We start from the raw sequence: 24495 nt of genomic DNA on the forward strand, positions 1-24495 counted from the left end.
CTGCTATCCCAGTGAAGACCGCCAAAGCCCCAGTCGGCTCCGGTCGAAGGCCTCGCTGCGCTCCTCGCTCACTCCGTTCGCTGCGGTGCTTACATCGGCCGTCTTCCCGGAGCCGACTGCCCCTTTGAGTCCCACCCCGCACAGCACCGCAACCGCACCTCACGCCTCCCCAACCTCGTCGGTCGCCCGTCGCTTCGCTCGGGCGACCGACTCCCTCGCGCGTGCGACTCGCGGCCTCCGGCCGCTCGTCGGCACGCGCCCGTGGTTTTACTCGTAAATGACGGCTTCTCCGAGAACCCGTCCACCTCGCGTCGCCGCGGGCGACAACGCCTTGAAGTGCGCGCTCGTCAGACGGAGCGTACGAATGGAGCCGCCAAACATCGAGCGGTTGGACGAGCGGACCGTCCAGCGGATCGCGGCCGGCGAGGTCGTCGAACGCCCCGCGAGCGTCGTGAAGGAGCTGGTCGAGAACAGCCTCGACGCGGGCGCGAGCCGCGTCGCCGTCTCGGTCGACTCCGGCGGCACCGAGGGGATCCGCGTCCGCGACGACGGCGTGGGCATCCCCGCGGACCAGCTGGAGGCGGCCGTCGCCGAACACGCCACCTCGAAGATCGGTGACATCGAGGACCTCGACCGCGGCGTCGGCACCCTCGGCTTCCGCGGCGAGGCGCTGTACACCGTCGGCGCCGTCTCCCGACTGACGGTGCGGTCGCGACCCCCGGACGCCGAGGCCGGCGCGGAGATCTCCGTCGAGGGCGGCGAGGTGGGCGAGGTACGCCCCGCCGGCTGTCCCGCGGGGACGACCGTCGAGGTCGACGACCTCTTCTATAACACCCCCGCCCGCGAGAAGTTCCTCAAGCGGACCGCCACCGAATTCGACCACGTGAACACCGTCGTGACCGGCTACGCGCTGGCGAATCCGGACGTGGCGGTCTCCCTAGAGCACGACGGCCGCGAGACGTTCGCGACCGAGGGGAACGGCGACCTCCGGTCGGCGGTCCTCGCCGTCTACGGCCGCGAGGTCGCCGAGTCGATGATCGACGTCGACTGGACGCCCGACGACGGGGCGAACGCCGACGAAACGGCGGCCGACGCCGACGATTCCCCCGTCAAGCGAGTCACGGGTCTCGTCTCGCACCCAGAGACCGCCCGCTCGACCCGCGATTACCTCTTGACGTACGTCAACGGCCGGTACGTCACGGCGAGCGCGCTCCGCGAGGCGACCCTCGACGCCTACGGCGGCCAGCTGGCGCCCGACCGCTACCCGTTCGCGGTCCTCTTCGTCGAAGTCCCGGCCGGCGACGTCGACGTGAACGTCCATCCCCGGAAGCTGGAGGTGCGCTTCGACGAGGAGCCGGTGGTCCGGTCGGCGGTCGAGGCGGCCGTCGAGGACGCCCTGCTCGACCACGGCCTGATCCGGTCGACGGCGCCCCGCGGCCAGTCGGCGCCCGACGAGACCGCCGTCACTCCGGAGACGCCCGACGACGAAGCCGTCGGGGGCGCGGACACGGACCACGAACGCGCCGCGCGCGAGGGACGCGAACCGACGACGGCGACCGAGTCGGACGGGTCGTCCGATTCCGAGCAAACGCCCGGCGGAAGTCCCGAAAACCGCGGACTGTCGACCGAAACCGACGCCGAAGAGTCGGCGAGTCCGACCGAACTGGACCCCGACGACGACGCGGCGTGGGCGGTCGACGATCTGGGTAGCGGCGTGACCGACGACGCGACCGACGGTGCGAGCGACGCCGCTCGACCCTCTCCCCGAAGCTGGCAGGACGATTCCGCGGATCGCGGCGCGGAACCGCCGTCGAACGACGACGTCGCCGGAAGCGAGAGTCGAGACATCGCCGGGACGACCGAGACGGAACCCACCGACGACGCGGCAGCGGAACGCGAGACGCGGGAAGCACGGTCGGATACGGCGCGATCGGACACGGCACGATCGGACACGACACAGTCGGGCACGACGCCGTCGGACGCGACGCGCTCGACCCCCCGAACGAACCCCGCGACGCGACAGCGGACCCTCGACGGCGAGGCGACGGAGAGCGAGCGCGAGTTCGACTCGCTGCCCTCGCTGCGGATACTCGGCCAGCTTCACGAGACGTACGTCGTCGCGGAGGCGCCGGATGGTCTCGTGTTGATCGACCAGCACGCGGCCGACGAGCGGGTGAACTACGAGCGGCTCAAGGCTGTCTTCGCGGACGGCGCGGACGCGCAGGCGCTCGCTGAGCCGGTCCGCATCGAGCTGACCGCGCGCGAGGCGGCGCTGTTCGAGGAGTTCGTCGACGGCCTGTCCGAGATCGGATTCAGAGCCGAGCGGGCGGGCGAGCGCGAGGTCGCGGTGACGGCGGTCCCGGCCGTCTTCGACGCCGCGCTCGACCCCGACCTCCTGCGCGACGTCCTGTCCGCGCTGGTCGACGACGCCGCCGCGGGCGACGAACCGGTCGCGGACGCCGTCGACGAGCTGCTCGCCGATCTCGCGTGTTACCCCTCGGTCACGGGCAACACCTCGCTGACCGAGGGGCGGGTCGTCGACCTCCTCGACCGGCTCGACGACTGCGAGAACCCCTACGCCTGCCCGCACGGCCGACCGGTCGTGATCCGGCTCGACCGCGAGGAGATCGGGTCGCGGTTCGAGCGTGACTACCCCGGGCACGGCGGACGACGCGCGGAGTGAGATCGGGAGCCGTGAGACCGACCGGGAGCGAGGAGGCTGCCCGCCGACCGACTCCCGGCGACCGCGGAGAGGTACGTTTTAGGTGACCCCGGTCGACCCACGCGTATGGAACGCGTAGCGATCGTCGGCGCGTCGATGACCCGGTTCGGGCAGCGCGACGCCTGGGTGCGGGAGCTGCTGGCGGAGGCGGGCGCGGCCGCGCTCGACGACGCCGGCGTCGACGGCGACGACCTCGATCACCTGTACGTCTCGAACATGGCCAGCGGCGAGTTCGAGGGCCAGACCGGCGTCCCGAACGCGCTCGCCCACGACCTGGCGGCCCAGCCGGCCTACACCGCGCGGATCGACCAGACCTCCTCGTCGGGCGGCGCCGGGGTGTACGCGGCGTGGCAGTCGGTCGCCTCCCGCGCGAGCGACCTCACGATGCTCGTCGGCGGCGAGAAGATGACCCACCGGACGACCGCGGAGGCGACCGACGTGATCGCGTCGCTCACCCACCCGATCGAGTACAAACAGGGCGTGACGCTCCCCTCCTTTGCGGGTCTCACCGCGCGCCTGTACCTCGACGAGTACGACGCGCCCCGCGAGAGCCTCGGGAAGGTCGCGGTGAAGAACCACGCGAACGGCGTGGACAACCCCCACGCCCAGTTTCAAAAGGAGGTCGACCTCGACACCGTCCTCGACTCGCCGATCGTCGCGGATCCGCTCCGGCTGTACGACTTCTGTCCGATCACCGACGGCTCCGCGGCGCTCGTGTTCTGTCCCGAGTCCGTCGCCGAGGAGTACGCGCCCGAGGGCAACTACGCCGTGATTTCGGGGATCGGCGGCGCGACCGACACGCACGTCGTCCACGAGCGCGCGGACCCGACGACGATGGGCGGCGTCGTCGACTCCTCCGATATCGCCTACGAGATGGCCGGAATCGACCCGGACGACGTCGACGTGGCCGAACTCCACGACATGTTCACCATCCTGGAGTTCCTCCAGAGCGAGGACCTCGGCTTCTTCGAGAAGGGCGAGGGGTGGAAGGCTGTCGAGGAGGGAGTCACGGACCGCGACGGCGACCTCCCGATCAACACCTCCGGCGGTCTCAAATCGAAGGGCCACCCGCTCGGCGCCAGCGGCGTCGCACAGGTGTACGAGATATTCAAACAAGTCACGGGCGACGCCGGCCCGCGACAGGTCGAGGCCGACACGGGTCTCGCCTGCAACGTCGGCGGGTTCGGGAACTGCGTGACCACCACCATCCTGGAGGGCAGCCAATGAGCGACAACGAGCACGACGACGCGACCGGAAGCGACGGCGAGGGGCCGAGCGACGAGGAACCGACCTTCGAAGCGGCGGAGTACGCGGACGGGACGGTCACCCACCCGCCCCACACCGTGAGCCCGAACGGCGCCGAGCGAGTCGGGACGGTCGACCTCCGCGAGTACGAGGGGCGGGTCGTCACCTGGACAACCTCGACCGCGACGCCGCCGGGCGTCCGCGAGCCGAACACCCTCGCGATCGTCGAGTTCGAGATGGGCGACGAGTACGACGGGCCGCCGGTCCGCGCGCTCGGGCAGATAGCCGAGACCGGGAGCGGCGGCGGCGACGACGACGAGCAGTTCACCGTCGACATCGGCGACCGCGTCGAGCCGGTCTACGCCGCCGAGCTGCGCGAGCCGGGCGCCGGCATCCGCGAGCCCGAGAGCCAGGAGTGGGACGGGTTCCGGTTCCGGCCGGTCGAGGAGTAGGTCGAAGAGTAGTTAGACTCGTTTTCGTCGGTTCACACCCGCCGGAAGCCCCCGAGCCGCGTCCCGTCGAGCAGGTACGCGTCCCCGGACGGGAGCGCCTCGGGGAGGTACGGCGCGAGGAACGACTGCCCCTCGACGTTCACCCACGTCCCCCCGGACCGCTCGTTGAATGCGGGGAAGACGACGAGCTCGGGCGGGTCGGAGTCGTCCCCCTCGTTTCCGCCGTCTTGTACGAACGCCGCGGGATCGAGTTCCCCGCGGAGCCACGCGCGCTCGACGCGCGAGCCGCCGACCGCGTCCTCCAGTCGCACTTGGGGGTGTTCGTGGCCCATACACACCACGTCGGCGTCGAGGAGCGCCGGGTCCGGCCACGTGTGGCCGTGACAGACCGCGACGGTATCCCCAAGCACGCCGCCGCCCGCACCGATCACGTCGAGGTCGGCGGCGAACGCCGCCGCGACGCCCGCGTCGTGGTTCCCCTCGACGAGCGTCATCGGAACTCGGTCCGTGACGGCACGGATCAGGGTTTCCAGCTCCTCGCGCTCGTCGCCGTCGGGCGCGCCGATCCGGTGCGCGAGGTCGCCGAGGACGACGAGCCGGTCGGCGTCGGTCTCGGCGACGAGGTCACAGAGTGCTTCGCGGCGCGCGTCGGCGCGGGAGTCCAGTTCGACGCCGCGCTCGTAGCGCAGGCCGACCTCGATGCCGGCGTGGACGTCCGCGACGAGCAGCGCGCGCTCCCCACCGAGGTCGGCCACGGCCGCCGGCTCGCCGACGACCGGCTCGACCCGCGCCATCAGATCGGCTTGAGCAGTCCGTCGCCCGGCTCGTAACACTGCCCACTCATCAGCGCGTCCTGGATGGCGTCCTCGACCGCGCCCGGCTCGACGCCGCGCTCGTCCGCGACGCGTTCGACGACCGCCTCGCGGGGCGCCCCGTCGCCGTCGTCGAGGTCGGCCATCGCCGCGACCGCCGCGGCTTCGAGGTCGACGTCCTCGGTGTCGGCGTCGGTGTCGGTCTCGGCCCCAGTCTCGGCGTCGTCATCGGTCGTGGAGTCGGTGGCGTCGGTCTCGTCGCTTTCGGCACCGGGCGCATCCGCGTCGTCCGCCGCCGCCGCGGAATCGTCGACAGACTCCTCGGCGAGGTCCTCGGGGTCGGGCACGTCGATGTCGGCCTCGCCCGGCTCGTCGACCTCGGTCCCGGTCGAGAAGTCGGTCCCGAACTCGGACTCGATCTCCTCGCGCTCTTCGTCGTCGAGCTGGTACATGTCGTCGGCGTCGGCGTCCGGATCGAGGTCCGCGGTCGCGTCGTCGTCTGCGGTCGCGTCCGCGTCGTCTTCCGTGGTCGCGGCCGCGTCGTCGGCGGTTGCGTCCGCACCGTCCCCGCTCGCGTCGAAGTCGCCGAGACCGCCGTCGTCGGGAGTATCGGCGGCGTCAGCGACGTCGGTCGTCTCGTCCGAATCGTCCGCGTCGGAGAGGGGTTCTGACTCGCCGGGCGAACCGGGTTCCGGCTCGGTCGATTCGTCGATCTCCGCGTCGGTCGCCGGCTCGGCCGATTCGTCGATTTCCGCGTCGGCCGAGTCGTCCGTCGCCGGCTCAGCCGAGTCGTCGACTGAGGCTTCGGCGTCCGCGGCCGACTCGGAGACGGGGTCCTCCTCCGAGACCTCGTCGCTTCCGGTCGTGGCGGCCGGTTCCTCGATCGTCACGTCGGTGTCCGGGAGCGGACCGATTTCGGTCGCCTCCCCCTCGTCGGGGGCGACGTCGAGGGCGCGGACCTCGTCGCGGTCGCCCGCGATCATCTCGAGGGCGTCGACCGCGAGCCGGCGGACCGCCTCGGCGTAGGCCGCCGTGGTGCCGTAGTGGTCGAGCGCCTTCGGGATCCCGGCCGCCAGCGGAGCCGGGGCGCCGCCCGCCTCCAGCCCGGCGCGGAGGTCGTCGCCCCGCAGGTCGGAGTCAAGCGCCTTCGCGAACACCGCGAGGCGGTCGAGGGTGGCCTCCGCGGCGGAGACGACCCAGCGGTCGCGGGTGTCGGCGTCGACCTCGTTGAGGCTCTCCGGGCGCACGGAGGTGAACACGCGGTCGGAGTCCTCGGGTTCGAAGGTGCGCGCCTTCCCCGTGAGCGCGACGAACGCCGGCGGCTCGGCGCGTTCGAGGAACGTCTGCGCCTCCGGCTGGTACTGGCCCGCGTAGGTGACGAACGCGCCGGAGGGGTCGACGACGCGCCCGCGGCGCGTCTCGTCGTTCACGCGCTCGACCTCGGTGAGCACGCCCGCGACGAACAGGCGGTTCACCCGCGCGCCGGTCGGCGTCACGACGTAGTTGGGGGCGCGCTCCTCGTCGCTCTCGGAGTACGACAGCGAGGCGTCGTCGAACTCGGCGGCGAACAGCCGGTAGGCGACCTCCCGGGCGCCCGGCCCGTCGTCGCTCATTCGCCCACCTCCGCGAGCGCGGCGCTGGCGTGCTCGGCCGGGTCGTCGTCCGCGAGTTCGAACTCGTCCGCGTCGAGGGTGGCGCCGTAGTCGTCCACCGAGAGATTCCCGCGGACGCGGTACGCGCGCCCGACGAGCGAGTCGGCGATGTCGTCGGCGACGACCTCCTTGTCCATCGCGTCCTTCGCGGCGTCGAGTGCGTCGTCGAGGTCGCCGCCGTACACCTCGGCGGTCAGCTCGTCGTCGAGGACGACGGTGACCGTGTCGGTGCCGTCATCGAGGATGGCCTTCACGCGGAGGTCGTCCTCGCCGTCCACGTCGCCGTGGCTCCGGCACTGGCCGTTCTGGACGACGCGGCCGCACTCCGGACAGCGCTCGATGAGTCCGGAGCCATCCCGGATCTCGAGGACGTTGCCGACGACCTCGACGTCGAACATCCCGCCGGAGGCGACGGCGTCCGCGACCGAGAGCCGGGGGGCGTCCTCGGCGACCTCGACCGGGTCGGGGAGCGGCGTCACCGTCGAGAACTCGGTGAGGTTGATCGAGGGGACGCCGCGGAACTCCCGCACGTACACGTCCTCGATCCGGAGGTCGGCGCCGGCCTCGATCTCGGAGCGGGGCTGCCAGTCGGTGAACGGGAGCTTCGCGGTCTCGTCGCCGATGACCCCTTCGAGGATCTCCGTCTCGCCGTCGCGCCCGGAGATGGTCTTCTCGTCGACCTCCAGCACGCGGACCTCCACGTTGCGCCCGCGGTCGCCCGCCGAGATGTCGACGAGGCTGCGGTCGCCGCCGACCTCGCGGTCGACCGCGACCTCCTCGTCGGCGATGGCGACGGTCGTCGAATCGTTGAGGTTTAGCTCCGGCTCACCCTCCCACTCGCGGACGCCGGCGTTGCCGATCGTCAGCGAGTCGCCCGGCTCGAAGCCGAAGTCCTGCCACGCGGTGTAGGAGATGACGCCGGTCTCATCGGCGATCTCGCCTTCGCGGATCGTGAGGTCGTCGCCCTGGTACCGGATCGTGCGCGTCCCCTGCGTGAGCACCCGGACCGTCACGGTCACGCCGTCGTTGTCCGTTGTGATCTCGCCGACGTCGACGGCGTCGGGCGTGGGGGAGGACCCGCCGCCACCGCCGCCGTGTTTCCGGCGGACGCTCTGTTTCGCCTCGTCGATGGGGACGCTGTACTCCAGTAAGTTCTGTAGGTCGGCTTTGACCTCCTCTTTGTCGACGCCGAGGTCGGAGGCGAGCTCCTCGGCATGGCTGTTGACGTCCATCGAAGCGAGGTTCGGCGCGGCCGCACAAAAGGATTCACCACCGCTCGGGCGACCCGCACCGGGTCCGCTCTCGCCGGGGCGCCGCGGGTCCGGCGCCATGCGATCCCCGGCACCCCGCGAACCCCGGCGCCACGCGACCCCCGGCACCCCGCGAACCCCGGCGCCACGCGACCCCCGGCACCCCGCCGGCACAGCTAAACCGCTCCCGGCCACAGGGGGCCACATGGACGACACCGACATCGAGGTCGACTCGCGGATCACGGCGGACCGCACGGTCATCGACGTGACCGGCACGCGGGACGTCGCCGTCGTCGTGCGATCGGACGACGGCGAGCGGATCTACCTCCCGCCCGAGGGGTTCGACGACCCAGTCGGCGGGTCGCCGTACACCTCGCCGTACCAGGGCGCCGGCGCGGGCGGCGAGGAGAGCCCGTACGGCGGGGCGACCGGCAGCACTCGCGGCGTGATGGAGACCACCGACGGCTTCCGGGTCACGCACCCGGAGCCGGTGACAGAGTTCGACGTGTACCGGGCCGGAGAGAACTGAGCGGCGGGCGTCAAGGGGTGGAATCGGGGCGAATCAGGCGACGTCTTCGTACACGGCGAGCGTGTCCTCGGCGACGGCGCCCCACTCGCGGCGCTCGTACGCCGGCGGCTCCTCGCGGTCGAGCGCCTCGATCATCCCGTCGACGATCGACTCCGAGTCCGTCTCAACCTCCACGAGGCAGTTGTCGGGGAGCACCTCGGCGACGCCGGAGCGGGTCGCGACGACCTGCGTCCCCGCCTCCAGCGCCTCCGTGATGGTGATGCCGAACGGCTCCGCGTACGAGGGCGAGACGAACGCGTCCGACGCCGCGTAGTAGTCGCCCAGCTCCGCCTCGGGAACGTAGCCGACGAACTCGACGCGCTCTTCGATGCCGATCAGCTCGACGAACCGCTTCAGCTGCTCGGTCTGGTGGCCCGACCCGCCGACGACGAGCGTCGCGTCGCGGCCGCGGAGCTTCTTCATCGCGTACAGGAGGTGCGAGATCCCCTTCTGGTCGGTGTGGCGGCCGACGAAGAACAGCATCTCGCCGTCGATGCCGAGGTCGCCGCGAACGTCCTTCCCGGAGAACTTCGGCGTCGAGAAGCCGTTGTACACGACCCGCGAGTCGGCGTCGTACAGATCCCGGATGTCCTCGCGGACGATCTCGCTGACCGCGATGTTCGTGTCGGCGGCGTTCGCGAGCCGACGCTCGGTCTCGACCTCCCGGCTCGGCGGGTCGATGTTGCGGTCGCTCGCCAGCGAGTGGAACGAGGAGACCCAGGTGGCGTCGGACTCGCGGGCGGCGGCGCGGCCGGGACCGTACCCGAACCAGTCGTGCGTGTGGACCACGTCGTGGCCCGGCGCGAGCTCGGCGAACCGGTCGGAGAGCTGGCCGACGCGCGCCGCCACGTCGCCCTCGCCGGTCTCGACCGGTTCGAGTCCCGGCTCGTCGTCGGGGGCGAACTCCGCGGGCAACACCAGCGTGACGTCGACGCCGAGGTCGTCTCGCAGCCCGGTGAACAGTTCCCCGACGTGGACATCCAGCCCGCCGGTGATGTTCGGCGGGAACCCCCATCCCAGCATGAGTACGCTCGGCGGCATACCCGTCCGTTTCGGGAGTCGGCACTTAGGTATGCCCCTCACGGAGGCGAGTGCGCGGCGAGGACGCGGCCGCTCGGGAGGGAGTAGCCGCTCGGGCAGAAGCGACGGGGACCGGTCGGGACGAAAGAGGGACCGCCTCAGGCCGCGCGGACCGCGTCGCGCAGCGCGTCCGTGCGCTCGGTGATCGACTCGGCGGCGTCCGCGAGCACGTCGAGCGGGTCCTCCTCCTCTGACTTGACGGTGAGGACCGGCTCGGTCTGGCCGCCCGACTGCTCGGGGTTCACGTCGTAGGTCGCGGCCGCGACGTCCTCCGACTCCAGCAGGGCGCCCTTCAGCACGTTCATGAACGTGTGGTCCTCGCCCGCGATCTCGATGTTGAGCTCCGTGTCGGTCTTCTCGATGACCCGCAGTTCCATACCCGAGAGGTCGGGCGAGCGGCGTTTCAAGCTTTCGTCTCCCGGATATCGACGGACGCAGACAAGTCGCACGCGACCCGAAAGAGTATGCCGCTCGCCGACCGGTCCGACGAGGAACTGATCGCGGCGGAGACCGCGTTCCGGCTCGACCTGCTCCGCGAGAACGACGACTGTCGGACGTGGGTCGTCGCGGTCGATCCGGAGGCCGACCCCAGCGACGCCGACCCCGAACGCCTCGACCCCGAGGACCCCGCGCCGGTCGGGGTTCCCGACCCGGACCGCGACCTCGCGGCGTTCCTCTCGACGAGCATCGACGAGTGCCCGGAGGTGTTCGACCGCCCCGACCGGCTCGTGATTGGGGACATCTACGTGACGGGACCGTACCGCGGCTCCGGACTCGCGGACCGCCTGCTGGAGCGGGCGGCCGCCGACGCCCGCGAACGCGACTGCGGCGAACTCCAACTGGACGTCGACGTCGATAACGGGCGAGCGACAGCGTTCTACGAGAAGCGGGGGTTCGAGCCGTATCGCCGGCAGATGACGCTCTCTGTCTCGGATGTCTGACGGCGGGACCGCGCGATGCGGGTGATTGCGGGACCGCGCGATGCGGCTTGACGGCCCGGCCGCTACGCGGTCGATAAACGCAAAACGGGTCGCGTCGGTCGGACGAGTCGTTACTCGTCGGCGTCGACCGCGACTTCGTCGGCGTCGACGTCGACGGCGGTCTCCTCCTCGGCGGCGACCTCGGACGGGCGCGCTTCGAGGGTCAGCTTCTGGACCTCGACGCGGCGCAGCGGGTAGATCTCCTTGGCGTCGCCGTAGATGGCCGACGAGAGGTTCCCGTCGACGATCGCGTCGACGAACGCCTCGAAGGTGCGCTCCTCGGCGGCGGCGTGGACCTTGTCGATCATCACGCGGCGGATCGCCTTCTCCTGCGAGCGATCGGCCTTCTTCGTCGTCAGGGCGACGGGCTGGACGCGGACGCGGTAGTCGTCCGTCGTCAGCACCGTGATCGACGCCTCGACCTTCGAGGCGCCGCGGCGGACGAGCGAGCGCAGGTAATCGCGCGTCAGCTCGTACTTGATGAACTCGGTGTACGCCGAGTCGCTGCCCACGTCGGTGATCTTGAAGGTCAGCTTCGTGTTGTTCGCGTTGGAGTCGCCCGTCAGCTGATCGAGGGTCGTCGTGATCGTGCGGCCGACGACCTGCTGGGGCTCCTCGGCGAGGGTCTCGCCGAGCTCCTGTCGGTCGAACTGTTCGGGCGCCAGCACGTTGTACCAGCGCTTCTGTTCTCTGCTCTTGGATACGGATCGTTCGCTCATGTGTCGGATTGTGTGTCGGTGTCGGTCGTCTGCGGTTCGTCTGCGGAGTCGAGAGTGTCGGTGGAGTCGGCGTCCGCGGCGGTGTCGGCGTCCGCGGCGTCGGTCCGCGGCGAATCTCGGTCGGCGTGCGCTCGACCGCACTCGATGACGCGGTCGGCGACGCGCAGGTTCACGAGATGGTCGTCCAGCGTCGACTGGAGTCCCCCGGTCGTCGGTCGCGCGACGGTACAGGCGACGACGTCGCCGTCGACGCGCGTGCGCATCGAGTCGGTTTCGTCCGGCCCGAGCGCGGCCGCGACCGTCGCGGCGTCGGCGTGTTCGGTCCGGACCGTCGCGGTCCGGTCGGCGTCGTTCGCGGGCGACGGAGCGGCGGCGGCGGCCGGCGCGGCGTCTTCCGTCATCTCGAGATCGCCTCCCTGAGCGCGGCCAGCGCCGCCGTGACGTCGGCGTCGCTCCCGTCGTTCGCGTCCGATTCGACGGCGATCCCGCCGCGTTCGGGGGTCCCCCAGCCGTCGCCGCCGACCTCGCCGGCGGCGGTCCGGCAGGCGTCGCCGAGTCCGATCGGGTCGGCGGCCGCGTCGCCCGCTGCGCGGCCCCCACCGGTCGCGGCGGCCGCGAGCCGGCCCGCGCTCTCGTCGAGCGCGACCGCGACCGGCTCCGGCGACCGGAAGTCCCGGACGAGCCGGGCGACCGTCGGCAGGACCGCCGGGGTGGCGTCGACGCGGGCGACGACGCAGCCGTCGTACCGGCCGACCGTCGCGGCGTCGAGCGCGCGGTGGGCCGCCAGTCCGTGGCGGCGCCACGCGTCGAGCGCGGCCATCCGGAGGGACGCGCCCGGGTCGCTCGCGAGCGCGAGCGAGATGCCCGTCCCGGGTGCTTCCCGGGCGAGCGCGTCGAGCACGTCGGCGTAGCCGCCGACCGTCTCGAACGGGCCGTCGGTCGCGTACGGGCGGAGCGCGCACTCGACCGCCGAGGCCGCGCGCTCGCTCGCGTCGTCGCCGTCGACCGCGTCGACCGCGACCAGTGACGCGAAGCGCCGGCGGTCGTCGGCGTCGGGGTCGGCCGGCAGTCCCAGCGGGGCGAGCGCGTCGCGCGCCGCCTCGGGGTCGCCGGAGTACCGCGTCGCCGCGAGCGTCGAGGCCGCGAGGGCCTCGGCGCGCGAGGGCGCGGCGTCCGCGCCGTCGGTCTCGTCGCCGTCGGTCTCGTCGCCGTCCGCGTTTCCACCGGAGACCGGAAGCGCGACGCCGGGCCGCCGCTCGACGCGGCCGGCCCGTTCCGCTGCGTCGAGCGCGTCGCCGGAGCCGTCGGAACCGGGGATCGACCCGGCCGCGACGACGCCGGCCAGCGCGACCACCGGATCGGGTTCGACGCCGAGCGCGCGGGCGACCGCGAAGGCCGCCGTGCTGGCTGGCTGTCCCGTCCCGGGAATCGCGTGCGGCCCGCGGTCGACGCCGACGGCCACCGCGACGCCGCCGTCGACGTCGTCGGGGACCGGATCCGGGTCGATCCGCGCCTGAAACGGCGTGCCGGCCGCTCGGAGCGCTCGCGCGAGCAGCCCCGCGGCTGCCAGCGCGTCGCCGTCGTCGGTCGCGACGAGCCGGACGAACGGCGCGTCTGCGAGGACGCCGGCGAGCGCGTCGGGGGCGGGCGTGGCGGACGTCGCTTCGGTCATGGGTGGGTGGACGTGTAGTCTGTCGCCGCGTTAAGCCGCGTTACTCCTCGAGGTACTCGACGGCGTTCTCGTAGGTGTACGTGAACTCCTCGTCGATCTCGTCGCCGCGGTAGTAGTTCGCGAGGCGGCGGATCTTCGACTCCGTGTTCTGGAGCGCGCGCTTGTTCTGGTGGTCCTGCCCGTTCTCCTCCATGTGCTCGCGCAGGCGGATCGCCTGCGACATGAGGTTACGGAGGTCCTCGGGGATGTCGGCGTCGGCGTCGTTCTCTTCGAGGATCTCGGTGAGCTTCTTGCCGGTCGCCAGCTTCACGTCCGGGATCGGGACGCCCTTGACTCCCTCGTCGCGCAGCTTGAGGCCGATGACGCTGGGGTCGTGGCCCTGCTCCGCCAGTTCGACGACGCGGGACTCGATGTCCTCGGCGTCGACGTCGCTCCACTCCGGGGTCTCGTCCGTCGCCGGCTTGTCCGAACCGGACGAACCGCGACGGCGCGTGTCCGATTCGTGCCATTGTCTGAAATTGGAACGGCACAACCGCAACGTGACCGCGACTCCGCGCGGCGCGGCTACGGACCGCTCGCGGACCGAGCGATCCGACCGAACGGCCCGCGCGAGCGGACCGCCCGACCGCGACGCCGGAGGCGTCGGCGCACTGCTACATTCCCAAGCCGAGGGCGAAAAGACCCTGGGCACGTCGGATCTCGCAGCTGTGCTGTTCCCGTGTGAGGGGTCGTCGTCGGGGTTCTTAAGCGTGTTCTTGTGGTTCTCTCAGACGACCGCGGGGGCAGAAGTCGAAGTGACGCGAGTGGGGGAGAGAGGCGGACGCACCGACGGGTGCGGGACACGAGGGTTTACGTAGGTCGTGGGTTACCGGATGCGTGGGAAAGACATATGACCGACGAATCCGACGGCGACCCGATCGATCGGACCGGCGATGAACCACCCGACGGCGCCCCGCTCGGCGGCGGTCGGGGCGATCGAGGAGACCCCGGGGCGTCCGACGACGGGAGTTCGAACGACGGTGAACTCGCGACGGACGGGGGGCTCAGCGCCGGGGCGGAGGCGGAGACGGACACCGAGCCGCGGATCAGCTTCTACGGCGGGAAGTGGATGAGTACGGTCCCGCTCGCCTTCTTCATCCTCTGGGCCATCTTCCAGAGCGGAATCCTCAGAGTCGGTGGTACGGACGGACTGGTGATCGGGGCGCTGATCGGGACGATCCTCGGGATGTTCTTCGTTCGCGGGAGCTGGAAGGCGTACGCGGACACCATCTTCGAGGGGATGACTCAGCGCGTCGCCGCCACGGCGATCGTCGCGTGGCTGTGGGCCGGGATGTTCGCCGATACGCTAGACGTCGGCGGGTTCGTCAACGGGCTCATCTTCGCCGCCGACGCGCTGAACGTCGGCGGGGCGACGTTCCCGGCGGCCGCGTTCGTCCTCTGTGGCCTGCTCGCGACCGGGATCGGGACGGGGTACGGCGCGACTATCGCGTTCGTCACCCTCTTTTTCCCGGCTGGCGTCCTCCTCGGCGCGAACCCGGTGCTGCTGTTCGCCGCGATCCTGTCGGGAGCCGTCTTCGGCGACAACCTCGCGCCCGTCAGCGACACGACCATCGTGAGCGCGGTGACGCAGGACGCCGACATCGGCGGCGTGGTCGCCTCGCGGTTCAAGTACGCGATCCTCGCGGCGGTGCCCGCGTTCGTCGCCTATCTGGTCATGGGCTCGGTGCTGCCGGGCGCGAGTCTCGAGGGCGCGGCCGAACTCGACACGAACGCGGCGGGGCTGGTTCACCTGATATCGATGGGCGTCGTGATCGTGACCGCGGTCGCGGGTCGCCACATCGTCGAGGCGATCTCGTGGGGGATCGTCGTCGCCGTCGCGTTCAACCTCCTGTTCGGGCTCTCGTCGGTGAGCGACATCCTCGTGTTCACCGTGAGCGAGGCCGGGACGTTCACCGCGCTGCCGTTCGTCGCGGTCGGCGAGACCACGGGCGTGGGCGGGAGCCTTTATACGGGCGCGACCGGCTTCTTCCCGCTCATCGTGTTGACGCTTTTGATCGTGTCGATGGCGCAGATCATGATCCGCGGCGGCGGCTTCGAGGCAATCTTGGAGTTCCTGCTGAACTCCGTCGCGACGACCGTCCGCCGGGCGGAGTTGACGATGGTCCTCGGCACCGCGACGATCAACGGGATGATCACGATAAACACCGCGGCGGAGATCGCGATCGCCCCGTACATCGCCCGCATCGGTGAGAAGTTCAACATCAACGGCTACCGGCGCGCGAACATCTTAGACGCCAACACCTCCGCGCTCGGCTACATCTTCCCGTGGGCGGGCGGCGTGCTGGTGGGGTACCAGGTGATGGTCGGTCCCGACGGTCTCGGCGCCCAGTACGGCTCCGAGATGGTCGTCAACCCGATCGAGGTCGTCCCGTACGTCTTCCACGGCTGGTTCCTCGTGGCGATATTCGTCCTCGCCGCGATCACCGGCTTCGGGCGGGAGTACATTCCCGACCGCGTCTCTGAGGAGGTGTCGCGCGCATGAGCGTCTTCGACAAGTTCCTCGCGGGCTGGTCGTTCCGAGGGTCGACGCCGGACTACGCGGCGGGCGACGCCCTCGAAGTGATGGTGACCGGTGAGGGGGACGGCGACCACGTCGCCCGAATCGGCGACTCGACGCTGCGGATCGAGGGCGCGCCGGCGGACGCGGTGAACACTCGGGTCATCGTCGACGTGGAGTCGTGGGACGACGCGACCCACACCGGGCGAGCGACCTACCGGAAGACGGTCGGCGAGACCGCGTTCTGACCGCGAACACGACCGCCGGGCGGGACCGCCTCGGTGAGCGTTACCCCCCCTGTACGGCTCGTAGGCGACCAGCCCGGTGTCGTCGAGGCGCTTGAACTTCTCGGTGACGGCCGCCTGCGACCGATCGAGTTCCTCGGCGACCGCCTTCGTCCGGATCGGCGACGTGCCGCGGCGCGTGAGCGCGTCGATGGCGAGTAGGTACCGGCCGGTGCGGTTCATCTCAGCGGCATTCTGACACCCGTTTCGCGCGATACCACCACATAACGTCAGTCCTCCCGAAGGGACGGGTGCGTCAGCTGGTCGTCCGGATGAACGTCCGCGAACCGGTCCCGGGTCGCCGCGATCGACCGGTCCTCGCGACGGCGGCGTTCGGCGGGATCGATCTCCTCACAGCCCGGCGGCACCTCCCTGCCGCGGTCGGTAAAGTACCCCTCGGGCGCCGTCCAGTCGTGGTAGAACGGCTGGTCGTCGTCTTCGAGGAGCGTGACCGCGACCTCGGCGCCGTGGCCCGCGCAGACGATCGCCTGATGAGGCTTCCCGGCGACCCGTCCGGCGGCGTACAGCCCGTCCACGCCCGTCCGTCCGCGCTCGTCGGCGTCGACGTACGTCTTTCCGCGCTCGACGATCCCGACGCCGTCGAGCGGGTCGAGGAAGTCCACCTCGCCTTTCGTCGCGACGACGACGTACTCCGCCCGATAGCCGTCGCCGTCCGCCGTTTCGACGCGGAAGCCGTCGTCGACCGCGTCGACGCGGGTCACTCGCCCCGAAACGCGGCTACAGCCGGCGTCATCGGCCTGCTCCGCCAACAGGTCCAGCAACTGTCGCGGGTTGACGCCGGCCGGGAACCCGGGGAAGTTCTCCAGGTGAGCGTTCCGCCGGAGGATCGGGTTCCCCGCGTCGACGATCAGCGTCTCGCGGTCGTGTCTCGCCGTGAACAGCCCCGCCGAGAGCCCGCTCACGCCGCCGCCGACGATGAGAACGTCCGCTTCGGAGTCGGTCATACGCTCACCGCCCGCCGGGTTCGTCCGTCAGTTCGGTCCCTCGTCGCCGCCGAGTGTGGCTGTCTCCGAGATGCGACCATGAGTCGAATTGGGCGAACGGGGAGTTAACGATTTCCGACGTTACGAACGTTCACGGTGTGAACGGAGCGACGCGGTGGGTAACCGACCACCGACCGGGTCGGATCGGCGCGCGGACCGGGGCGCTTTTTATGACCACGCACGAACCGAAGCGCGTGCTATCGGTCGAGCTACACGCGCACTCCGCGCTGTCGTACGACGGGCGCGACCCGGTCGAGCTCCTCTTGGAGCAGGCGGCCGCGGTCGGGCTCGACGCGCTCGCCGTCACCGACCACGACGAGATCGACGCCAGCATCGAGGCGGCCGAGAAGGCCCCCGACTACGGGCTGGTCGGCGTCGTCGGCATGGAAGTGACCTCGGCGGTCGGCCACGTCCTCGCGTTCGGCATCGAAGAGCAGATCGAGAGCGGGCTCCCGTTCGACGAGACGCTCGACCGCATCCGCGACCAGGGCGGGATCGCGGTCGTTCCCCACCCCTTCCAGAAGTCTCGCCACGGCGTCGCCGCCCACATCAGCGACGAACAGCTGGCGAGCGCCGACGCCATCGAGGTGTACAACTCCCGGCTGTTCACCGGGCGCTCGAACCGACAGGCCGAGAAGTTCGCCGTGCGCAACGGCGTCCCGATGACCGCCGGCAGCGACGCCCACATCTCCGAGATGGTCGGTCAAGCGGTGACGGAGGTCGGGGCCGACGAGCGCTCCGCCGCCGCGATCCTCGACGGGATCGCCGACGGGCGGACGAGCGTCGTGGGCAAGCGCACCCCGTGGCGGATCTCGCTCAAGCAGTTCGGCGGGGGCGCCAAGCGCCGCGCGCTCCGCGCGCTCGACTCGCTCCGGTGACCGCGATGTCGCCGGCTACGCCTCCCGACGACGCGGACTCCGCTCTCCGAGGCGCCGCCCCGAACCGCGTCCGCGCCGCGCTTCGCGACGGCGACCCCCTTCCCGGCGGCTGCGGCTTCGCCGGTTTCCTGACCGACCCGCCTGACCGGGAGAGTCCGGTCCTCGTCCGCGACGCCCTCGGCCGCCAACCGCTGTTCGTCGAGCGCGACGCGCTCGACCCGGAGACCGACCGGCGACCGACGGACCCCAGCGCGTGGGACTTCGACCGCGGCGCGTGCGACGACCCGAAATCGGTCCCGGCCGGCAGCGTCGTCTCGGCGGCCGGAACCGAACGCGTCTGGCGGCTCTCCGACTCCGAGCCGACGGCGGACCGAGAGGTCGCGCTGTCGGCGGTCGACGACGCGGTGACCGGGGCGCTCGACGATCTCCACGTCCTCGGTTCGGTCCGCGGGCGGGGGCGGGCAGGGCGGCGGCGACCTCGCGGTCGCCTTCTCCGGCGGCGTCGACTCCGGGCTAGTCGCGGCCGCGGTCCCCGAGGCCCCCTGCTACGTCGCCGGCTTCGAGGGGAGCCACGACGTCGCGGCCGCGCGCGACGCGGCGGACGCGATGGGCCGCGACCTGCGGGTCGTCGAGATCACGCACGACGATCTCACGCGCGCGGTTCGCTCGGTCGCGGCCGCGACCGGCCGCCGGAACCCGATGGACGTCGCAATCGCGGTGCCGCTGTACCTGACCGGCGAGGCGGCCGCGGCCGACGGGTTCGACCGCCTCGCGGTCGGGCAAGGCGCCGACGAGCTGTTCGGCGGCTACAGCAAGGTCGTCGACCCCGCCGAGGATCCCCGGATCGACGCCGACACCGTCCGCGGGGCGCGGACCGAGACCGTCCGCACGCTGCCCCGTCAATTGGAACGCGACGTCCTCGCGCTCCGCGCCGCCGGGGTCGAACCGGCGACGCCGCTGCTCGACGACCGAGTCGTCGCCGCCGCGCTAGCGCTTCCAGACGACCTGCTCGTCGACGGCGACGAGCGGAAGGTCGCGCTGCGCCGGGTCGCGGCCGGGCGCGTGCCGGAGTCGGTCTCCACCGCGGACAAGAAGGCGGTCCAGTACGGCACGTACGTCTCCCGCGAACTCGACCGGCTCGCGCGGCGGGCGGGCTACAAGCGGCGGATGGACGACCACGTCGGGAAGTACGTCGAGGCGCTGTGTAGCGAGGAAAAACCGGCCGTAGAAGGCCGGAACTGACCAAGTCGCCGCGTGGAGTACCAGTCCTGCGGCCGACGCCCGATCGACCGGGCGTCTGCTCAGGGATCGGCGGGACAGGTATAAAATACGGGCAGTAGCGACAAATATGACACCGTTGAAGCCGGGACAGAAAACGATCGTCCGCAGAACTGTCCGATTACTGCCGAATCGCCGCATCGGAGGCGTGCTTTGCCGGGGAAAGTTCACGTCTATCCGAGCAAAACCGGCGGATTCCGGGTGCTCACGGGGTGGCCACCGCGTCAGCGGACCAGATACGGGTCGCTGCCGGCGACGAACCGACCGAGGTCGCTCTCGCGGCGGAAGTCGGTCGACCGAAGCTCCTCCAGCGAGGCGACGAGCCGGTCGGCGTCGCCGTCGGTCCAGTCGGCGGGGTCTTTGATCGGCACGACGAGCCAGCCGGCGCCGAGCAGCTCCTCGCCGTGGAGCGCGTCCATGTCGATTTCCGTCTTCCAGGCCCGCGCCGTGTAGGTTTCGAGGACGTGTTCGGTCGCTCGCGCGCCTACCGGGAGGAGTACGTGGGCCGCGATGGCGCGGAGTTCCGCGTCGAAGAATCGCTCCATGTCGTCGTAGGCGTCCTCGTCAGGCGGCTCTTCGCTCGCGCACATGTGGAGGTACGAGAGGAACGTTCGGTCGGTTCGGATCGGGTCGACTGCGGTCGGGTCGCCGTCGCGCGCGATGCCGTCGGGGGCGACGCCCTCGGCGACCCCCGCGATCAGTCCGGCCCCCGAGAGCGCCGACAGGAACGCGGGCGACCACGACTCCCCGGTGAAGGGGACGCCCGCCGCGGTCCCGCCGTGGACGCCCGGCCGATCGCCGACGACGTGGAAGTCGGCGTTGGCGTCGCCGTAGCCCGGGACGAACGAGGGACAGTCGGGACGCATCCCGAAGGGGTTCCGGATCTGGTCCGTGACGTTCTCCGACGCGACACGATAGGCGCACAGTCGGTTATATCCTGTTCGGTCCGTCGCGGTCGACCAAGGGCAGGGGAGAGTCGCGGAGGGATCGATGCGAGGCGCATGAGCCGCCGTGGATTCTCATAAGTTATACAAACGAATTCGGTCCAACCGGCTTGGGATACGCGTCGATCGCAGCGAGGCGGGATATATTTCAGAATCGTTAATTTAAGACAGAGAACCGCAAGACAGCGGCGGTTTCGAAACGGCACCGGCCACGGAAGATATTTATATATCCCCGCGTTCGGGTCGGGCAGAAGTCCAATGTTCGACCGCATCCGAACGGCGGCCCTCTTCGGGCTGCACCAAGCGACCGTCGCCGTCGGCATCTCGCTGTTCCCGGTGGCCGTCTTCGCGCGTCAGCGTCTCGGTGTCAACGTCCCGATCGGCCGACTCGTCGAGACCACTACCGAGGCGTTCGAGAGCGACGAGGAGTGAACGACCGACTGTCGTAGCTGTTTTGCGCGGCCAACGAACGCCGAACCGACCCGGAGCGACGGCGTTACCGCGACTGCGGTCCCCCCGTCGCTGCCCGCCTTCGACACCGCGTGCCCCGTCGCGGTCGGCCGGTCGCGGCCCGGCGACGGATAGGCTCGTCGGAACCGGTCGGCGGCCCCCGAAGGGTTGCCTTTATCTGCGCGCCGGGCGAACGAGTGTGTAATGCGAACACCGACTGGCGACCTCTCAGACGGGCCGGCGGCGGACCTGGGCCGCGACCAGCCCGTCTTCGGACCGGAGCTCGGCGAGTTCGAACACAGCGAGCGCCGCGCCGCGAAGGCGGAGGGCGACGGCGAGATGAAGACCGGGACCACGACCGTCGGCATCAAGGCCGAGGACGGCGTCGTGATGGCGACCGACATGCGCGCCTCCCTCGGCGGCATGGTCTCCTCGAAGGACGTCCAGAAGGTCGAGGAAATCCACCCGCGCGGCGCCTTGACCATCGCCGGCTCCGTCTCGGCGGCGCAGAACCTCATCTCGACGCTCCGCGCCGAGACGAGCCTCTACGAGGCCCGCCGCGGCAAGGACATGTCGATGGAGGCGCTGTCGACCCTGACGGGGAACCTCCTCCGCTCCGGCGCGTTCTACATCGTCCAGCCGATCCTGGGCGGCGTCGACGACGAGGGCTCGCACATCTACTCCATCGACGCCCTCGGCGGCACGACCGAGGAGGAGTACACCGTCACCGGCTCCGGGTCGCAGTACGCGCTCGGCGTCCTCGAACAGGAGTACGACGACGACGTCACCATCGATGAGGCGAAGAACATCGCCGCGAAGGCGATCCAGTCCGCCGTCGAGCGCGACCTCGCGTCCGGCAACGGGATCAACGTCGCCGTCGTCACCGAGGACGGCGTCGACATCACCCGGTACAAGGAGTTCGACGACCTGCTGTAAGGTCCCTCCCGCCGTCGACGCGACACCGCCGATCGATTTTCACCGCGATTTTTCGAACGATCCGTTACCGGCGGAATCCGTTCTCCGCACTACTCCGGCGTCACCGCCGCAGGCCCGGCGGCGCGCGGATCCCGTCGCCCCAGTAGAAGCGCGGGCCAAGCAGGAGGTAACCACACGAGAGGAACAGCAGCGCGAACGCGAACCCCTCGCCGATCCACGCGGGGAGCGCCCCCGTCGCCATGTGGCCGGCGGGGGTGAGGATCACCGCCGCCTGGACGACACCCATAACGAGCGCGTCCTGCGCGTGGAGGTCCGGATACGTGACCGTCGACCCCATGAGCAGCGCGAACGTCGCCGTCGCCGCGACGAGGAGGAGCGGGGCGGTGTACCCGGCGATGACGGCGGCCGCGAGCACCGTCGCCGCCAGCGTGGTCGGGACGCCGACCGTCTCGCGGGACCCGTCCTCGTCGGCGGTGTAGAGTCCGAGCCGGGCGACCGCGGCGGCGACGAACAGCGCTCCCGCGCCGACGCCGGCGGCGACGAGGACGGGTTCCGTCGCGAACGAGCGCCCGTCGCCCACGACCGCGGCGACGAGCGCGGCGGGCGCGACCCCGAAGGAGGCCACGTCCGCCAGCGAGTCGAGGTACGGCCCGGCGGGCGTCGACCCGCGATGCCGGGCGACGACGCCGTCGAGTCCGTCCGCGACGGCGGCGAGGAGGATCAGCCGGGCCGCGAGCGCGACGTCGACCGTCGCGGCGACGACGGCGAGGAAGCCGACGGCGGCGTTGGCCACGGTCACCGCGTCCGCGAGCCCGAGCCGCCGAGCGAACCGCAGAGGCATACCGTATCGGTCGACGAGACGGGTTTTAGGGCTTGTTATCTCGTCGACCGCGAGCGGGGCCGTCCGTTCCGCAGCGGGAGGGAGCTGACGTACGCCGCAACGGACGGCCTGCCGGAGAACACGCTCACGAGGGTCGGCGCGCCAGTGATCCGCCGGTTCAACGAGCGACGGCTCCGGGCGGCGCGATACCGGCGGGAAGTCCGGCTCCGTCATGCGCCGACCGAGGGACGGCGAGACGATTCGGGGTCCGGCGGGCGAACTATTAAGCGTACGATGGTCTAAACGAAGGGCATGGATCCGATCACCCTCCAATCCGGACTCGGCTTCGGGCTCGTGAGCGTCGGACTGCTCGCGCTCCTGCTCGTGGTCGTCACGCTCTGGCAGTCGTTCGAGATCGTCGACGCCTACGAGAAGAAGACGCTCACCGTCTTCGGCGAGTACCGCAAGCTGCTCGAACCGGGTATCAACCTCATCCCGCCGTTCGTCTCGCGGACGTACCCGTTCGACATGCGGACCCAGACGCTGGACGTGCCCCGGCAGGAAGCGATCACCCGCGACAACTCCCCGGTGACCGCGGACGCGGTCGTCTACATCAAGGTGATGGACGCCAAGAAGGCCTTCTTGGAGGTCGACGACTACAAGAAGGCCGTCTCGAACCTCGCCCAGACCACTCTCCGCGCCGTCCTCGGCGACATGGAACTCGACGACACGCTGAACAAGCGCCAGGGAGATCAACGCGAAGATCCGCAAGGAGCTGGACGAACCCACCGACGAGTGGGGAATCCGCGTCGAGAGCGTCGAGGTCCGCGAGGTCAACCCCTCGAAGGACGTCCAGCAGGCGATGGAACAGCAGACCTCCGCCGAGCGCCGCCGGCGCGCGATGATCCTCGAAGCGCAGGGTGAACGCCGCTCCGCGGTCGAGCAGGCGGAAGGTGACAAGCAGTCCAACATCATCCGCGCGCAGGGTGAAAAGCAGTCCCAGATCCTCGAAGCGCAGGGGGACGCCATCTCGACCGTCCTCCGCGCGCGCTCCGCGGAATCGATGGGCGAGCGCGCCATCATCGAGCGCGGCATGGAGACCCTCGAAGAGATCGGCAAGGGCGAATCGACGACGTTCGTCCTCCCGCAGGAGCTGACGAGCCTCGTCGGCCGCTACGGCAAGGCACTCTCCGGCTCCGACGTCCAGGAGATGGAGGGACTCGACGGGAAGGAGTTCGACGACGACACGCGGAAGATGCTCGGACTCGACGACATCGACGAGATCCTCGGCCAGATCGAGGAGTCCGCGGAGATGAACGTCGAGGAGCTGGAGAAGGAGGCCGAGGCCGTGAAGTCGGGCGACGCCGGCGCGAGCATCAGGTCCGCCGACGAGGTCATCCAGGAGATGGACGACGAGGAGGCGGCCACGGAAGTAGAGAAAGAGGAGTAGAGCGGTTCGAAACGTCGTCGAGGCGGCGGAATCTCCTCTGTGAACCGGTCCCCGAGCGAAGTGTTTTTGTCGAGGCGTCGACTAATACGGCCGTGACAGAGGGGTTCGACGGCCGAAAGCGCGAGACGCTCCGGCGGTTCGCCGCTGTCGGAGCCGCCGCGCCGTTCGTCGGGACCGCGAGCGGCGACGTCGGTGCCGACGACGAGAACGAGACGCGAGAGGCGATCCGCGGCTACGTGCCGACGACCCCCGGCGCGCACTTCTCGAAGCTCCGCGACGACCTCCGGCTCGGGACCGGTGAGGCGCAGTACCACCTCCGGAAGCTCGAAGAGGAAGGAACGGTCGAGTCGGTGAAAGACGCCGACTACCGGCGGTTCTTCCCGGCTGGCCGGTTCGACGAGACCGACAAACGGGCGCTCGGCTACCTCCGCCGGGAGACGCCCCGGGGATGATCCTCGCGCTGTTGCGCGACCCGGACGCGACGGGGGCGGACTTGGCGAGCGCGCTCGACGTCTCCCGGCCGACGATAAGCGCAGCGGCCGCCGACTTGGAGAGCGCCGGCCTGCTGGACCGGACCGACGGCTACACGCTGACCGAACCGGAGCGGCTGCTCACGCTCGTCGTCCGGTACGCGGACTCCTTCGACGCCGAGGCGGTCGCGCTCGCCGACGACGCCGCATCGCTGGTCGCGTACGACCCCTGATTCTGCGCGCTGAAGCGGATTTTAGGCGCTGAGGCGGAG

The 24495-nt window shown here is 70.6% G+C and carries 21 protein-coding genes and 5 pseudogenes; 13 read left to right on the plus strand and 13 right to left on the minus strand.

From position 1 onward, the window contains the following. The first annotated feature begins 364 nt into the window (after positions 1–364). The 3 genes from mutL (at position 365) to ACODNG_RS04705 (ending at position 4419) form a co-directional block, all read left to right on the plus strand. Entirely contained in the window at positions 365–2683 is a 2319-nt protein-coding gene (gene mutL / locus ACODNG_RS04695) for a DNA mismatch repair endonuclease MutL (protein WP_434522631.1), read from the plus strand. A 105-nt stretch (positions 2684–2788) separates the two neighbouring features. Further along, entirely contained in the window at positions 2789–3949 is a 1161-nt protein-coding gene (locus ACODNG_RS04700; protein WP_434522632.1) for a thiolase C-terminal domain-containing protein, read from the plus strand. Then, the gene (locus ACODNG_RS04705; protein ID WP_434522633.1) at positions 3946–4419 is read left to right on the plus strand and encodes a Zn-ribbon domain-containing OB-fold protein; all 474 of its coding nucleotides are present in this window, start codon (positions 3946–3948) and stop codon (positions 4417–4419) included. Before ACODNG_RS04700 ends, ACODNG_RS04705 begins: the two co-directional genes overlap by 4 nt. A 32-nt stretch (positions 4420–4451) precedes the next feature. Here ACODNG_RS04705 and ACODNG_RS04710 read toward each other — a convergent pair whose 3' ends face one another. Genes ACODNG_RS04710 through ACODNG_RS04720 form a run of 3 tightly spaced genes read right to left on the minus strand, consistent with a single transcriptional unit; the run spans position 4452 to position 8115 of the window. Beyond that, positions 4452–5213, minus strand: a complete 762-nt coding sequence (locus ACODNG_RS04710) for a metallophosphoesterase (RefSeq protein ID WP_434522634.1) — start codon at positions 5211–5213, stop codon at positions 4452–4454. Beyond that, positions 5213–6844, minus strand: coding sequence for a hypothetical protein (locus ACODNG_RS04715; protein ID WP_434522635.1), 1632 nt, complete (start codon positions 6842–6844; stop codon positions 5213–5215). The genes ACODNG_RS04710 and ACODNG_RS04715 overlap by 1 nt, the downstream gene beginning before the upstream one ends. Then, the gene (locus ACODNG_RS04720) at positions 6841–8115 is read right to left on the minus strand and encodes a Single-stranded DNA binding protein (protein WP_434522636.1); all 1275 of its coding nucleotides are present in this window, start codon (positions 8113–8115) and stop codon (positions 6841–6843) included. Before ACODNG_RS04720 ends, ACODNG_RS04715 begins: the two co-directional genes overlap by 4 nt. A gap of 223 nt (positions 8116–8338) precedes the next feature. Between ACODNG_RS04720 and ACODNG_RS04725 the strand changes: the two genes are divergently transcribed. Beyond that, on the plus strand, positions 8339–8662 hold the full coding sequence (locus ACODNG_RS04725; protein WP_434522637.1) for a DUF7510 family protein: 324 nt from the start codon (positions 8339–8341) through the stop codon (positions 8660–8662). 33 nt (positions 8663–8695) lie between these two features. On the opposite strand, the gene ACODNG_RS04730 is transcribed toward ACODNG_RS04725, so the two are convergent. Next, positions 8696–9724 carry a glycosyltransferase family 4 protein gene (locus ACODNG_RS04730; protein ID WP_434523057.1) on the minus strand — a complete coding sequence of 343 codons (1029 nt, stop codon included), beginning with the start codon at positions 9722–9724 and terminating at the stop codon, positions 8696–8698. Between the two features lie 155 nt (positions 9725–9879). Beyond that, entirely contained in the window at positions 9880–10158 is a 279-nt protein-coding gene (locus ACODNG_RS04735) for a DNA-directed RNA polymerase subunit L (RefSeq protein ID WP_209546865.1), read from the minus strand. An 84-nt stretch (positions 10159–10242) separates the two neighbouring features. On the opposite strand from ACODNG_RS04735, the pseudogene ACODNG_RS04740 reads away from it, so the two are divergent. Beyond that, positions 10243–10722, plus strand: a pseudogene (locus ACODNG_RS04740) (GNAT family N-acetyltransferase); the annotation flags it as partial. Between the two features lie 110 nt (positions 10723–10832). Here the strand turns inward: ACODNG_RS04740 and ACODNG_RS04745 are convergent. The 4 genes from ACODNG_RS04745 to ACODNG_RS04760 are packed head-to-tail and all read right to left on the minus strand — an operon-like array spanning position 10833 to position 13684. Further along, positions 10833–11480: a 30S ribosomal protein S3ae gene (locus ACODNG_RS04745; RefSeq protein WP_209546863.1), complete on the minus strand. Its 648-nt coding sequence runs from the start codon at positions 11478–11480 to the stop codon at positions 10833–10835. Continuing rightward, on the minus strand, positions 11477–11881 hold the full coding sequence (locus tag ACODNG_RS04750) for a KEOPS complex subunit Pcc1 (protein WP_434522638.1): 405 nt from the start codon (positions 11879–11881) through the stop codon (positions 11477–11479). The genes ACODNG_RS04745 and ACODNG_RS04750 overlap by 4 nt, the downstream gene beginning before the upstream one ends. Then, positions 11878–13152, minus strand: coding sequence for an exonuclease RecJ (locus tag ACODNG_RS04755; protein WP_434522639.1), 1275 nt, complete (start codon positions 13150–13152; stop codon positions 11878–11880). The genes ACODNG_RS04750 and ACODNG_RS04755 overlap by 4 nt, the downstream gene beginning before the upstream one ends. 40 nt (positions 13153–13192) lie before the next feature. Next, positions 13193–13684 (minus strand): 30S ribosomal protein S15, encoded by a 492-nt coding sequence (locus ACODNG_RS04760; RefSeq protein ID WP_434522640.1) that lies wholly within the window; start codon positions 13682–13684, stop codon positions 13193–13195. Between the two features lie 357 nt (positions 13685–14041). On the opposite strand from ACODNG_RS04760, the gene ACODNG_RS04765 reads away from it, so the two are divergent. Beyond that, entirely contained in the window at positions 14042–15694 is a 1653-nt protein-coding gene (locus ACODNG_RS04765) for a Na+/H+ antiporter NhaC family protein (RefSeq protein ID WP_434522641.1), read from the plus strand. Further along, positions 15691–15957, plus strand: coding sequence for a DUF7513 family protein (locus tag ACODNG_RS04770; protein WP_434522642.1), 267 nt, complete (start codon positions 15691–15693; stop codon positions 15955–15957). Before ACODNG_RS04765 ends, ACODNG_RS04770 begins: the two co-directional genes overlap by 4 nt. 57 nt (positions 15958–16014) lie before the next feature. Here ACODNG_RS04770 and ACODNG_RS04775 read toward each other — a convergent pair. After that, a pseudogene (locus ACODNG_RS04775) lies at positions 16015–16176 on the minus strand (metal-dependent transcriptional regulator); the annotation flags it as partial. Between the two features lie 47 nt (positions 16177–16223). Continuing rightward, positions 16224–16958: an FAD-dependent oxidoreductase gene (locus ACODNG_RS04780; RefSeq protein ID WP_434522643.1), complete on the minus strand. Its 735-nt coding sequence runs from the start codon at positions 16956–16958 to the stop codon at positions 16224–16226. A gap of 233 nt (positions 16959–17191) precedes the next feature. Here ACODNG_RS04780 and ACODNG_RS04785 point away from each other — a divergent pair, with 233 nt between their 5' ends. Together ACODNG_RS04785 and ACODNG_RS04790 are read left to right on the plus strand one after the other, a co-directional pair. Further along, positions 17192–17875, plus strand: a complete 684-nt coding sequence (locus ACODNG_RS04785) for a PHP domain-containing protein (RefSeq protein ID WP_434523058.1) — start codon at positions 17192–17194, stop codon at positions 17873–17875. A gap of 5 nt (positions 17876–17880) precedes the next feature. After that, positions 17881–19117 (plus strand): annotated as a pseudogene (locus ACODNG_RS04790) (asparagine synthase C-terminal domain-containing protein). A gap of 260 nt (positions 19118–19377) precedes the next feature. Here the strand turns inward: ACODNG_RS04790 and ACODNG_RS04795 are convergent. Then, positions 19378–20019, minus strand: coding sequence for a uracil-DNA glycosylase family protein (locus ACODNG_RS04795; protein ID WP_434522644.1), 642 nt, complete (start codon positions 20017–20019; stop codon positions 19378–19380). Positions 20020–20355: 336 nt separating this feature from the next. Between ACODNG_RS04795 and ACODNG_RS04800 the strand changes: the two genes are divergently transcribed. Beyond that, the gene (locus ACODNG_RS04800) at positions 20356–20529 is read left to right on the plus strand and encodes a hypothetical protein (protein WP_434522645.1); all 174 of its coding nucleotides are present in this window, start codon (positions 20356–20358) and stop codon (positions 20527–20529) included. A gap of 222 nt (positions 20530–20751) precedes the next feature. After that, on the plus strand, positions 20752–21483 hold the full coding sequence (gene psmB / locus ACODNG_RS04805; RefSeq protein WP_434522646.1) for an archaeal proteasome endopeptidase complex subunit beta: 732 nt from the start codon (positions 20752–20754) through the stop codon (positions 21481–21483). Between the two features lie 100 nt (positions 21484–21583). On the opposite strand, the gene ACODNG_RS04810 is transcribed toward psmB, so the two are convergent. Then, a complete protein-coding gene (locus tag ACODNG_RS04810; protein ID WP_434522647.1) occupies positions 21584–22324 on the minus strand; it encodes a protein sorting system archaetidylserine synthase in 741 nt (246 codons plus the stop codon). A gap of 291 nt (positions 22325–22615) precedes the next feature. Here ACODNG_RS04810 and ACODNG_RS04815 point away from each other — a divergent pair. Together ACODNG_RS04815 and ACODNG_RS04820 are read left to right on the plus strand one after the other, a co-directional pair. Continuing rightward, a pseudogene (locus ACODNG_RS04815) lies at positions 22616–23753 on the plus strand (SPFH domain-containing protein). A 92-nt stretch (positions 23754–23845) separates the two neighbouring features. Then, positions 23846–24456: pseudogene (locus ACODNG_RS04820) on the plus strand (winged helix-turn-helix transcriptional regulator). Positions 24457–24495: the final 39 nt, after the last annotated feature.

The organism is Halorubrum sp. AS12 (assembly GCF_051122765.1).
Classification (GTDB): domain Archaea; phylum Halobacteriota; class Halobacteria; order Halobacteriales; family Haloferacaceae; genus Halorubrum; species Halorubrum trapanicum.